Genomic DNA, 13,229 nt, shown 5'->3' with positions numbered 1-13,229 from the left:
TATAACTCAACTTACTTTTACTTAACTAAAGGCATCACTCGTGTAGTATTAGTTCTACTTGCCATTCTCTACATCTTCATAAAAAAAGGATTAAGCTCCAACGCCAATCCTTATCATGCATTTATTTTTTGTTTTCAAAACCGTATGTTTGAAATTCACACCATCTAATCTATTATTTTCTTTTATCGTAGCGTAAATTCATTTGAGCATACCGTCTTCATGTAAAACCTGTATAAGTTTGCATAAAAAACCCTTGTTTACACCAATTGGGCTTTTACAGGATATATCATTTAAGTTCTACCTTTACTTCCTCTTTAGACATAACATCAGGTCTATAAATTAATTCAAGATTAGAATCACCTTTTTTCGCTTCAAACGTTATGGCTCCTGTTATCTTACCGTTTGGATCTACATCTTTAATTTTAAAAACGTTTTTATTACTAGTTGAAAATGTATGGTCCACGATACTTCCATCTCCTCTTTCAAGGTAAAAATCTAATGGATTAATTCTAACTTTTTGATTACCAATATTCTCTACTGTAACATGAACAATAACAAACTCATTACCTTTTTCCAGCTTATCATATTCTGCCACTTGTGCTATTTGTACTTTATGGACTGTTAATTTTTGATTTCTAATTTGAGTAGTTTTTTCAACATTATATTCTCTTGTATCTTCATTCTTCGTATTTTCTTTTTTGGCACTACTTTGCTCTTCCTTCTTATTATTTGATACAGTTTTAGCTACTTCTTTCTTCTCATCACATGCCGATAAACTGAAAGCTAACGTCCCTGCTAAAGTGACTGTTGCGATTTTTTTAAACATAAATTCCCTTCCCCCAATGTAAAAATGATAAAAATCCTCAAAAACTATATATTATACTAACAGATAAATGAACAGCATATTGTCGTTATGTGTCGAATGTAATAAGGCTATGTATAAGTATGAAGTCTTACTTTGCTTCATCTCTCAACTGTTCGACATATGATAAAATTTTAACAATAAGACATCCACCTTACTTACGAACTCTTTATTCCCATAACTATGTGTATCATAAATTTTTAAATAAGAAAAAATTAAAATAAAATGATAAAATTAAACAAATCACTAATGTAAAGGTGGGCAGAACATGCATATTTCTAAACAATTTATAAAACCATTCCCTGAATATGAAGACATATTTTATGATGATTTGGAACAACATAAAAAGCACTTTTTACCCATTTGTTCTATAAACTTACAATGTATTGAACCGGAATTGGACGAATGGGTACATATTGTGTCAGCAAAAGAAATCCATGATGGTTGCGTGGGTGATTTCACCAAACCATTTCACACAAATTTTACGAAAGCAGATACATTAGGATTCGATGTCATTAATGGAAAATATAAATTTGAAGCGGATTGGAATTATTTCGAAATCGAACAAAATAATTCTGACATAATAGAACAAGCCTATGAGAGTAATAAAAGAGATTATCAAATCCGTAAAGAGTATTTTCAACGTAATCAAAAAATTTATCCTTATTCTAGCTTAGGAAAAGAAATAACATCTGTAGAAGTATTAGAACAAGAGTTTGTTGAAAAACAAACAAATGGCTGGGGATTAAATTATCCTGTGGTAAATGGTATCCTAGATGATGTTCGTTTTATGACAGAAGAAGGTGAAGAATTATTAGAAGACTGCGATAACGAAGACGAAATTTTTGACTTTACGAATCTTCTATATGTACCAAAAGATGAATATGGACATCCCTTTACATATGTTGGATTTGTTACAGGATATTATTTTCAAGCTTATGGTGCCGATCGTATTTACTTATTCTTTAATAAAGAATTAAGAAAAGCAGTAATTTGTTTTGAATATACATAAGATAATTAAGAAAAGTCCATTTTGAACATTATTACTTGAATCAAAATGGATTTTTTATAAATAATTTATTTCTATTTCAATTCCGCATCTACTGTGAAATGTGTAAAACCTCATATAATGTAATATCCTCTATCTCTTCAATTTCAGGCTTTACTTCATAAAATTCAAACTGACTATATCCCCACTTATCTGGGTTATACACTATTACATTCCCTTTACAATTTTCTGTATTCTGGACATTCTTATTAAAAAAGTTAAATTGAGTTTCAATCAATGAATTCTTTTGAGAAATACTCCCCACGTATTCAACAACATACTTACATTTCTTAAAATCATCACTTAGATTAACAACTAATGGAACACCTATATGTATTTGTTGCCAACCAAACGATTGTAAAATATTATCGTAATACCCTTCAAAGATAAATTTATTCATCCCTTCATGCCCATTCCAAATATATAAAGGTGCATAGCAGTTATAAAAATTCCCGTCTTTCTCCGTTTCCGTAATTAAATAAGCTTTAAAATTTAGTGCTTGGAAACCATCAGTTTTATAACCATTATCCTTTACCCTTTTCTTAATAATTTCCATGTCATAATCCTTTGGCAAAATGACCTTATATTGCATTCCAATCATGTTTATCACTCGCTTTCAATCTTATATACATTATGATAAATCGATAAGTAGCTAACGTAAAATAGGTATAAATTATGTTTGGTATCATTTATAATGATAGTGCATAAGGGGCTGAGATACATGGAAATAAATGATCTTATTATATTCAAAACTGTAGCCAGTGAGGGTTCTATTAGTAAAGCTGCTAAAGAGTTAGGTTATGTTCAACCGAACGTAACTGAAAGAATCAAAAAATTAGAACAAGAATTAGAAACACCCTTACTACATAGAGATAACAAAGGCGTTTCCTTATTACCTTCTGGTGACATTTTATTAGATTACACGAATCAAATATTAACTCTATTAGAAGAAGCGAAAGATAAAATTAAAACAAGTGGGTCTTCTTATATAATCGCGACGTCACAATCGATTTTGACTAATTATTTAAGTAAGCGTATTAAAGAAAATTTCATGAATTATCAAATATATGTAGAAAATAGTAGTCATTTGCCAAAATTACTGCAGCAACAAAAAGTTGATATGGTCATCACTTATGAGGATGATTCTGGTGCAGGTTTTAAAAAAGTATTTACTACTTCAATTTCTATAGGCTTACTAAAAGATCAAGAAAAATGTATCATTGACTATTCAAAGGAACTCTTCTTCGTTAGCAATGACAAAAAGTGCCCTTTTAGAAATAAGACGATACAATTTCTAAAAGAAAATAATTTATCTCAGCGTCAACTTCAACAATTAGATTCTTATTCGCTTATGGAAGAGTTTATTCAGGACGGAAAAGGGATAGCCTTTTTGCCGATTAAAAATGATAAATTGGTACCAATTGAAGATGTTCCAGTTGAAAAATTAGCTGTTCATTTTTTTACAAATCAAAACTCTTTCAAACAAATCCCTGATGAACTATTCGGTTAATAAAAAATCCCTCCTTTATGAATCTAAAAGAGGGATTTTCATATTCTATACAATTGATTTTTCACACATTTTGCTCCACTTCTGCACTTTTCTCCTTCTTATTCCGCTTCATATTCTTCAGTCCCTTAACCGTGCCAACTAATCCTTTCGGGAAAACTAGCAATACGATAATGTACAATAAACCAAGAATAATCGTCCATCGTTCAAAGATCGGATACTCTGTAGCTAGTTCTGATAAATAATATTTTAGAGATTCAATAATTCCAGCTCCTGCAATTGCTCCAATTAACGTTCCAACCCCACCAATCATCGTCATCAATAATGCATTTAATGTCATTTCAATTGAAAATACAGTCGTATTAACAAAACGCAATGTGATAACAAATAAACCACCGCTAATCGCAGCTACTACTCCTGCAACAATGCTAGCAATAATTTTATAATGAAGCACTTTATATCCTAGTGCTTCAACACGTTGCTCATTTTGGGAAATTGCCTTTAATACTTTTCCAATAGAAGATTTGGTGAAAAGACGTAACAGAACAAAAATGATAAGTAAACATATAAGTGTTACATAATAAAACGTAAAACGATCACGGAATACGTCTGGTACACCAAATGTAAAACCATCTCCTCCGTGAGTAAGCCCACGCCATTTTTCAGCAAGTACAAAAAATAGCTGTGAAATAGCAAGTGTTAACATTGCATAAAAATGACTTTTCAATCGTAAAGAAAGCAAACCAATTATATAACTAACGATTGCTGAAACGATAATTGCAGCTACTATTCCAATTAAAAAGTTCGTTATTGATACGCCTTGTCGATCAAATAAAAGCGCTACCCCATATGCTCCTATCCCAAAGAACATACAATGACCGAACGATACAATTCCTGTATACCCAAGCAATACATCAAAACTCATTGCAAAAATAGCAAAGATGAAGATTTGAGTGAACAAAATTAACAGGCTCCGTGAATCATTTACGAACGGAAATACACTTAAACAAATGAGCATACATACTCCGAAGTATACTTTAATTCGGTCCGATGTGTTGTTCACCATTTCACCCCTTTTCACCAACAAGTCCAGTTGGCTTCACTATTAAGAAAAATAGTAACATTAACATATTAATTGCAAGTGATAAATCTGGTATAAAATACGCTGTAAAAGCACCAGCTAATCCGACAATTAAAGAAGCAATAGCTGAACCTTGAACGCTTCCTAATCCACCGATAATTACTACTATAAAAGCTAAAATTGCATACTGCATGCCCATCTCGGCGAAAATAACGCCCGAATACGGCGCTAATAAGAATCCTCCCAAAGCTGCCATCCCTGCCCCTAATAAAAAGACGAAAGAAAATATCGCTTTTACATTAATACCAAGCGCTTGAACCATTTCTTTATCCATTACACCTGCACGGATCATAAGACCTATCTTCGTCTTTTTGAGTAATAGTAGTAGTGCAATGTAAATAATTATCCCAATCAAAATAACAAATAGACGATATTTAATTAATATAATACCTCCGAATGTAAAACTTCCTTGTAACCATAACGGTAATTTTGCACTAATAGGGTTTGGCCCCCAAAATATTTTAATACACTCACTAAGAACGAGCATTCCTCCAAGCGTAACGAGCAGCTGTCGAACATGATTTCCATATACCGGCCTAATAAGAAACCTTTCTAAAATAAATCCTAGGAACATTCCCATGGCTACTGCTCCAACTAAAGCTAATATATAACTTCCTGTCATATTAAATAACCAAACACCTGTAAATGCTCCCCATGCAAACAAACCACCGTGTGCAAAGTTTAAAACGCTCATTAAACCAAAAATAAGTGAAAGACCTGATGCTAACAAAAAAATGAGCATCCCTGTTGAAATCCCATTTACAAATAAATTGATTAACACATCCATCCTTTTCACCTCGGATTCATGTTAAGAGATTCCTAAATATTTATGACACATTTCCTTATCCTTTTTTAATTCATTCATAAAACCGTTATGAACAATTCGTCCGTTATCCATAATGTAAAAATAATCGCCAATTTGACTGGCTATCATAAAATTTTGCTCAACAAGTAAAACTGTTGTTTTCTCTTTCATCTTCAAAATAGCTACCATTAATTTCTCCACCATTATCGGGGATAGCCCTTTGCTCGGTTCATCAATAAGTAATAATCCATCACTATTAATAAACGCTCTTGAAATAGCCAACATTTGCTTTTGCCCTCCGCTCAAGAGCCCACTTTTCTTATTCCAAAACTGCTTTAAATCCGGAAATAGTTCCAGCATCCACTCTATTTTCCCTTCTACTTCCTCACCTTTTCCCCTAGCAAGAGCGAAAGTTTCTTCTACTGTCAAATCATGAAAAATACCTTGATTTTCTGGTACATACCCTATTCCTTTTCTTGAAATTAAATGTGTAGGTAATCCACTCACTTTTGCACTATCATAATAAATTTCACCATCTGCAATGCGGTGAAACCCCATCACTGAACGTAATGTCGTTGTTTTCCCTGCCCCATTTCTACCAAACAGTACAGTAATCGTCCCTTTCTCAACAGCAAGAGATACTCCTTGCAAAATATGAAACTGATCTAAATACGTTTCTATATTATTCACTTGTAATAGTGCCACTATATAATCCCCCCTAAATAAGCACTTTGTACACGCTCATCTTTCATAATTTCTTCTGGCAATCCTTCAGCCAATAACTCTCCATGAAATAAAACGATAAGATGATCTGACAAACCTAGTATCATATCCATTTTGTGTTCGATAAGTACAATTGTGCTCTCTGGATGTTTCTTAATATTTTCAATCACTTGTAATATAGCAGGGACTTCCTCAACCGAAATACCTGCCGTCGGCTCATCAAGTAATAACACATCCGTTTTTAAAGCTAATAACATCGCAAGTTCTAGCTTCCTTTTCTCTCCATGTGCCAAATCTTTCGCTAATACGTTCTCTTTTTCATGAAGTAATACTGTTTTTAAGAAACGTCTCGCCTCTCCAACTTGTTGCTTTAATTTTGCTGAACTCGGGAAAAAACTATAGTAATCTTGTACGAATGATTGAACACTTAAACGGACATTTTCAAGTACCGTTAGTTCTGGGAATATGTTTGTAAGCTGAAAAGAGCGACCGATTCCTAAGCGTGTTCGATCTGAAATCGATAGTTTTGTAATATCTTGCCCTTTAAAATACACTTCACCTGTTGTGGGTGAAATCTGTCCACTTAGTAAATTAAATAACGTTGTCTTCCCCGCACCATTTGGCCCAATAATAGAAATGAGCTTTCCTTTTTGGACAGTTAAATTTACATCTTTAATAACTTGATGTTCACCAAAAGATACACTAAGATTTTTCGTCTCTAGCAAATGTGTCACGAAATCCCTCCCTTTAAAGCCGTGAGTATGAAAGAAATATGTATAAAGAGAGTCCCCCCTCTTTATACAAAAACAACAGAAAATTCAGTCTATTTATTTTGAACTGGTGGTTCTGTTTCTTTCATCGTTAATTCTCGCTCTAACACTGGCACCGGATAATCAACACCGTCTTGCTTTTTCAATGTGATAGAATACAGTGTCTGCATCGCTTGGTGGTCCTTCTCTCTAAACTTCATCTTTCCTTTCGGTGTATCAAATTCCATTCCTTCCATTTTCTTAATCAAGGTATCTACATCTGTATCACCTTTTGTTTTCTTTAAGGCTTCTACAATAGAAATTGCTGCTGACATTCCTCCTGCTGTAAACAAATCTGGCACTGCACCATTAAAACGTTTTTTATGCTCTTCAACTAGCCAATCATTCACTTTATTTTTTGGAAGTGTGTGATAATATACAGAAAAACCTTGCATACCTACTAATGCATCCATTGTTTTTAATGCTGGTATATCTGGCGCACCTGTAGAAATTTTAATACCTTGCGCTTCCACATTCATATCTTTCAACTGTTTCCAAGGTGAATTTGCCCCTGCCCAAACGATAAATAAATAATCTGGTTTTGAACTAATGATATTTTGAATATTCGCTGTAAAATCTGTTGAATTTGTATCCGCGTATTGCTCATTCACAATGTTCGCACCTAATTTTTTCGCACCCGCTTTAAATGCAGCAATCCCTTCACGACCAAAAGCGTTATCTGGGGCAAATGTTGCAATCTTTACATCTTTTTTCGCAATTGCTGCTGCTCCTGCAATCGCATCTTGTGAGGAACTTCTTCCAGTTCTAAAAATATATTTATTCCAGTTCTTCCCGGTAATACTATCCGCAACTGCCGGTTCTACAACCATAATCTTTTCATATTCTTCAGCCAGTGGCAAAACCGCTAACGTATCACTTGAACTAGACGATCCAACTAAAAAATCAACTTTCTCTTCTTCTAATAACTTCGTAGCTTTTTTAACTGCTACATCCGCTTTCGTTTCTGTATCTTCTACAACAAACTTAATCTTTTTCCCATCTACTTTCCCAGTTCCACCAGTTGCATAATCTAACCCTAATTCAAATCCGTTCACTGTTTGTTTTCCATACGATTCTAGCGGTCCTGTTAAAGAAGCAAGGACTCCTACCTTAATCGTTTTTTCATCCTCTGTACTTGTTTTCTTTCCTGAACAAGCTGCCGTTATTAATAACGAACCTAAAACACAACCAGTAAACATTGTTTTTAGCCACTTACGTTTTTTCATCGACATTGTGATCCTCCCCATACTTTACTTTCTGATAGAATCAAACACGCCAAAATCCCCTGTCCGTAATCATGACTAACTAATTCGATAGATAATGGAAAACTCTTGTAGTACCCTCTACATTCGGCACAAATATATAATCACCTTCCTATGTAATGGAAACGGACATACAATCAATATATATTCTGCAATCCAATTGAAAATACTGTTTCATTTCAGTAATGACCATACAAAAAGACTAACTTATTTTTAAGTTAGTCTTTTCCCCTTAATTAGAGTTAAGTTCTACTTTCTCTAACCCTTCAGCCAATTGTTTCTTATCTAGTCCTTCTCCTATTACTACTAAGTTTGTCGGGAAACCGAAGTCTTGTTCTAATAAAGTTGGTACTCCGAACGAATATTGGAATAGGTGAGGGTATTTATCTCCATGGAATTTCACAAAACCTTTCACTCGATAAATACTATCTGGTAAATTCGAAAGCCATTCATATAATTTGTCTTGATCAATCGGTTTCGTAAATTGATATGTCATTGTTTGTATATGTAAATGCTGTTTGACATGTAGTGTCTCGTGTTCCTCATCATTTGGAAATTCTGCTTCTTCTATATCTTTTAAAGATATATTACAATACTTTGTCTCATACATTTTCGCATGATCATTTATTGCCTTTACTTCTTCAAATACTGTATTCTTATCTTCATCTGTTAGTAAATCTGCTTTATTAACAAGAATGTGACTACCAAATTTCAGTTGCTCATGCAATAGCTGTTGTACATTTGCACTTAATATACTTCGATTTAACCACCTTACTGCATCTAAAACGACTACAATTGATTTCACTTCCAGAAAAGGAGCTAAAATTGGCGAGACACACGCGTCTAACACTTCAATTGGATGCGCAACACCTGTCGTTTCTATATAAATTACATCTGGTCTTTCTTGTTGGTATAACGAATGTAATTGTATTTCAAGCTCTTCTTTTAACGTACAACAAATACATCCTTTAAGAAGTTCTCTTAAAACATTCTCTTTTCCAATAATATCTGTATCTACTGAGTATTCACCAATTTCATTCATTAATACTGCAACTTTTCTATTCTTCTTTTTCTCTGCTAACAATAAATTTTGTAATAATGTTGATTTTCCACTACCTAAAAAACCACCTAATATATGAATCTCCACTTTATTCATTCAACCGACCATCCATTTCTTTACTTCAAATGTATTCAAAGCGTAATAATTACGATTTATATTTATCATTTTATTAAAAGAATGACCATTTGTAAATATAAGAGATTCACTGTTCATTTACTTCATATGCAACTCTAACTCCAGACTCAATTGCCCCTTGCATCCATCCATGTGTTAATGTCGTATGCTCTCCTGCAAAATGTACTTTTCCAGATGGTGGTGTAATATACGGAAATAACTCGAGCTCTTGGCCTGGTTCGAAAGCTGTAAATGCACCGCAAGAATACGGATTTTTACTCCAGCTAAAAGATGTTCCAGTGACAAACTCACTATAGACGATGTCACCGTATATTTCCGCTAAATTTTTTAATGCGTACCGAATACGATCTCTTTGCGGGAGACTATCCCATGTTAACGCCTCATCTGCCCACGTATAACTTGCTATAACGATAGCTGGTCCTGGAGTATGAATGCCATAACTCGGATAGTATGTAAACCGTATCGGTAAATCAGTAATAGATTTACCGCCACACTGTCCCGCTTTCTCCCAAAATCTACTTTTAAACTCTATTGCAATTTTAGTTGCAGCAATATAATTTAATTCACGAATTGCTCTTTTTTTAAAATAAGAGAATAAATAGTATGGCTGAACTTCTACAAATCTTAACGCTGAAAATGGAATTGTAATAATAGCAAAATCACTTGTTATTGTAAATTGCTCTAACGTTTGTTCATGATTTCCTTGTAACATTACTTTATTATCTTCTTGTATAATTTTATCAACCTTATACGGCATTAAAATATGTTCCCTTAGTTGTGGTAAGAATGCATTCGATAACTTATCCATTCCACCAGTTATTTCATAATATTTCGTTGTTGAAGTAAAGAAAATCATTTCACGTAATACTTCAATTAAGGACATTCCCATATAAGCTTCCATATCAAGAAGTACCCCAATCATATCTATCGCACCATCTGAATAATACTCCATTAAAAATGAACCAAGCGAATACGTTTTATACTTTTTTTCAACGATAAGCCAGTTTTTATCAGGATCCTTCTTAATGTAATTTAGTATTGGTTCTAATACTTCAATCATTAGCTCTTCTGCCGTTTTTCCTCTTTCTTTATCCAAAACCGGATATTCAAGTACACTTGGATCATTTTCAAACACATTCAATCTCGTTTGAATGTTATTCGTATAAATGATATCTGCAAAAGTTTTATTTATAAAAAGGTTTAAAGGTAGTTTAAATTTATGAATATACGCTAAGGTTAACTTATGGGTGTCAGGGATTCTCATCGGTCCCGCATTAAAATATAAACCCACACTAAATGGTTCCCGAATCGTATACACTCTGCCACCTATTCTGTTATTTGCTTCTATAATCGTTACTTCGTGCCCAGCCTCTTTTAATAAAGAACCTGCAACTAATCCAGAAATCCCTGCACCTGCAATCGTAATCCGTTTTGGGTTATTCTTTTTAACAAGCCCTGCATGAATAATATGAAGCATTTCTTCCATTGCTAATGGATTCCCCATGCCATTTCCCCTTTTACAAAGGATTTTACTGAATTATATTCGGTTCACTGAATTCCTATGTTTTGTTCGCGGATTTGCACGGATACATTTTCAAATACTTGAATATCTTTTATAAAATGTAATAAACTAGATATGACTCTATAGAAGTAAGACGTATTATCTTACATAATAAAATCAATGAAATTGCGAGGAATTTTGAAATGAAAAAAGGTATTAACCGTGTTGTATTAGTAGGAACAGGAGCAGTTGGATGTAGTTATGCTTACTGCATGATTAACCAGGCTGTAGCTGAAGAATTTGTTTTAGTCGATGTAAATGAGGCAAAAGCTGAAGGGGAAGCAATGGACTTAAGTCATGCTGTTCCATTCGCACCAGCTCCAACTAGAGTATGGAAAGGCAGCTACGAAGATTGTAAAGATGCTGACCTTGTAGTTATTACAGCTGGATTACCACAAAAACCAGGCGAAACACGTTTAGATTTAGTTGAGAAAAACGCTAAAATCTTCAAACAAATCGTTCGCAGTATTATGGATAGCGGATTTGATGGCATCTTCTTAATCGCAACAAACCCTGTAGATATTTTAACTTACGTAACTTGGAAAGAATCTGGTTTACCGAAAGAACGTGTAATCGGTTCTGGTACAACGCTTGATTCTGCTCGTTTCCGCTATATGTTAGGTGAGTACTTCGATATTGGTCCACACAACATTCACGCTTATATTATCGGAGAACACGGCGATACTGAACTTCCAGTTTGGAGCCATGTTTCCGTTGGTATCCAAAAACTACAAACACTGCTTGAAAAAGACAACACGTATAATCAAGAAGATTTAGACAAAATTTTCATAAACGTCCGTGATGCAGCTTACCATATTATTGAGCGTAAAGGCGCAACTTATTATGGTATCGGTATGTCACTTCTACGTGTTACAAAAGCAATTTTAAACGACGAAAATAGTGTATTAACTGTATCAGCTTACTTAGAAGGTCAATACGGTCAAAAAGATGTTTATATCGGGGTACCTGCTGTTTTAAATCGCGGCGGTGTTCGTGAAATTTTAGAGGTTGAATTAAGTGAAGATGAAGAATTAAAATTCGACCACTCTGTTCAAGTATTGAAAGAAACAATGGCTCCGGTTCTTTAATTAAGATAAAAAGCAATCCAATTTATTTTGGATTGCTTTTTATTTTCATTATCTCCTATGACTTTTTAGTGATTTTCTATCATTTCTTATTTTTTAGTCGCATCCTCATTATTTATATCAAGTACATCTAATAAAAAGATAAAGATTGGTATCCCGATAATAAGCCCCCATATTCCAAGGAAATGCTCTGAGAAGATAAGAATCATAAATGTGTAGAATATTGGTAAATTTGTTTTTGCAGACATAAACTTCGGATTTAAAAAATAACTTTCAAGAGCATGAATTACTGTTATGAATACGAGTATGTATACTACGTACATAACTCCGCCTACGTTGTAAGCAATGATACAAAGTGGAAACAAAGAAATAATCACACCTGCAACAGGAATCAACCCTAGTAAGAAAATCATAACAGCTAATACAAGTAGCTGTGGAAATCCTAAAACGATTAATGCAATGACAGTAAGAATACAATTTACAACGGCAATTAAAAACTGAGCCTCAATTACTTTGCCGAACGATCTTGCAAATCTTTCACCAAAATATGCAATTTCTTCATAAAAGATTTTTAACTTACTATCTTTAAACTTTGATGTAAATGTAATAATACGCTCTTTTTCTAATAAGAAAAATAAGCTTAAAATTAGAGATAATAATATTTGTAAACTTACCTTCCCTATATTTGCTATTGATTGATATATGACGTCTACACCTTGTTCTATATATTTTGATACTTCCATCCCATTAATTGTCGAAAGTGCATATTTAACGATTTCATTATCAGGTGGATTTTGAAAAAACAGTTTAAATTGATAAATTAATTGTGAAATTTGTATCGTCAGCACAGGTAAATATTTATATAATGTGGTGCCTATAAAGGAAACTAGTATTATATATAAACATGCAATAACAATTTTCCGGTTTACTTTCAATTTTCTTGAAATAAAACGTTGAAATCGATCCATTAAAAACGTCAGTATAAACGTAATTAATATTAAATTAATCATACTTTTTAATGCGTATAATACAAGCGCTACTATTATTAAAACGAGAAACCGTTGAAACCCTCTACTTCGAAAAAAACTCTTTACTTCATTCATTAAGAATTAACCTCCCCCTTCAATGGATGGAAATTGAATATATTACATTTTATGAACTCCTATAGACAATCTTTCTTACTAATTGAGAAGAATCCTTTTTTTCTTTTCATATTGTTAGATTCGTTTAA

At 33.3% G+C, this 13,229-nt stretch carries 12 protein-coding genes and 1 pseudogene; 3 read left to right on the top strand and 10 right to left on the bottom strand.

Features of this window, described 5'->3' with window-relative positions; all coding sequences use genetic code 11:
* Window positions 1–286: 286 nt before the first annotated feature.
* Entirely contained in the window at window positions 287–826 is a 540-nt protein-coding gene (locus BC_RS09660) for a DUF4352 domain-containing protein (RefSeq protein WP_000473156.1), read from the bottom strand.
* 304 nt (window positions 827–1,130) lie between these two features.
* Here BC_RS09660 and BC_RS09655 point away from each other — a divergent pair, with 304 nt between their 5' ends.
* Complete coding sequence (locus BC_RS09655; RefSeq protein ID WP_000548215.1) at window positions 1,131–1,874, top strand: hypothetical protein; 744 nt, start codon at window positions 1,131–1,133, stop codon at window positions 1,872–1,874.
* A gap of 88 nt (window positions 1,875–1,962) precedes the next feature.
* On the opposite strand, the gene BC_RS09650 is transcribed toward BC_RS09655, so the two are convergent.
* Window positions 1,963–2,511: a DUF4865 family protein gene (locus BC_RS09650; protein ID WP_000579891.1), complete on the bottom strand. Its 549-nt coding sequence runs from the start codon at window positions 2,509–2,511 to the stop codon at window positions 1,963–1,965.
* Window positions 2,512–2,631: 120 nt separating this feature from the next.
* Between BC_RS09650 and BC_RS09645 the strand changes: the two genes are divergently transcribed.
* Entirely contained in the window at window positions 2,632–3,420 is a 789-nt protein-coding gene (locus BC_RS09645; protein WP_000405005.1) for a LysR family transcriptional regulator, read from the top strand.
* 61 nt (window positions 3,421–3,481) lie between these two features.
* On the opposite strand, the gene BC_RS09640 is transcribed toward BC_RS09645, so the two are convergent.
* The 7 genes and pseudogenes from BC_RS09640 to BC_RS09610 all read right to left on the bottom strand — a co-directional run bounded on the left by BC_RS09640 (window position 3,482) and on the right by BC_RS09610 (window position 10,856).
* Window positions 3,482–4,435, bottom strand: a complete 954-nt coding sequence (locus BC_RS09640; RefSeq protein WP_002040965.1) for a branched-chain amino acid ABC transporter permease — start codon at window positions 4,433–4,435, stop codon at window positions 3,482–3,484.
* A 49-nt stretch (window positions 4,436–4,484) separates the two neighbouring features.
* A complete protein-coding gene (locus tag BC_RS09635; RefSeq protein WP_000382787.1) occupies window positions 4,485–5,345 on the bottom strand; it encodes a branched-chain amino acid ABC transporter permease in 861 nt (286 codons plus the stop codon).
* 21 nt (window positions 5,346–5,366) lie between these two features.
* Complete coding sequence (locus BC_RS09630) at window positions 5,367–6,068, bottom strand: branched-chain amino acid ABC transporter ATP-binding protein (protein WP_001196695.1); 702 nt, start codon at window positions 6,066–6,068, stop codon at window positions 5,367–5,369.
* Window positions 6,046–6,820: pseudogene (locus tag BC_RS09625) on the bottom strand (ABC transporter ATP-binding protein). The gene BC_RS09630 and the pseudogene BC_RS09625 overlap by 23 nt, the downstream one beginning before the upstream one ends.
* Window positions 6,821–6,909: 89 nt before the next feature.
* Window positions 6,910–8,127, bottom strand: coding sequence for a substrate-binding domain-containing protein (locus BC_RS09620; RefSeq protein WP_000061996.1), 1,218 nt, complete (start codon window positions 8,125–8,127; stop codon window positions 6,910–6,912).
* A 262-nt stretch (window positions 8,128–8,389) separates the two neighbouring features.
* Window positions 8,390–9,313, bottom strand: coding sequence for a CobW family GTP-binding protein (locus BC_RS09615; RefSeq protein ID WP_001044939.1), 924 nt, complete (start codon window positions 9,311–9,313; stop codon window positions 8,390–8,392).
* Between the two features lie 106 nt (window positions 9,314–9,419).
* Window positions 9,420–10,856: a flavin monoamine oxidase family protein gene (locus tag BC_RS09610; protein WP_000528002.1), complete on the bottom strand. Its 1,437-nt coding sequence runs from the start codon at window positions 10,854–10,856 to the stop codon at window positions 9,420–9,422.
* Between the two features lie 200 nt (window positions 10,857–11,056).
* Between BC_RS09610 and BC_RS09605 the strand changes: the two genes are divergently transcribed.
* On the top strand, window positions 11,057–12,001 hold the full coding sequence (locus tag BC_RS09605; RefSeq protein ID WP_000715321.1) for an L-lactate dehydrogenase: 945 nt from the start codon (window positions 11,057–11,059) through the stop codon (window positions 11,999–12,001).
* 86 nt (window positions 12,002–12,087) lie between these two features.
* Here the strand turns inward: BC_RS09605 and BC_RS09600 are convergent, their stop codons facing one another.
* Window positions 12,088–13,101, bottom strand: a complete 1,014-nt coding sequence (locus tag BC_RS09600) for an AI-2E family transporter (protein WP_001006597.1) — start codon at window positions 13,099–13,101, stop codon at window positions 12,088–12,090.
* Window positions 13,102–13,229: the final 128 nt, after the last annotated feature.

Origin of the sequence: Bacillus cereus ATCC 14579, assembly GCF_000007825.1 — a bacterium.
GTDB lineage: Bacteria > Bacillota > Bacilli > Bacillales > Bacillaceae_G > Bacillus_A > Bacillus_A cereus.
This window is presented reverse-complemented; position numbering and strand designations above follow the sequence as displayed.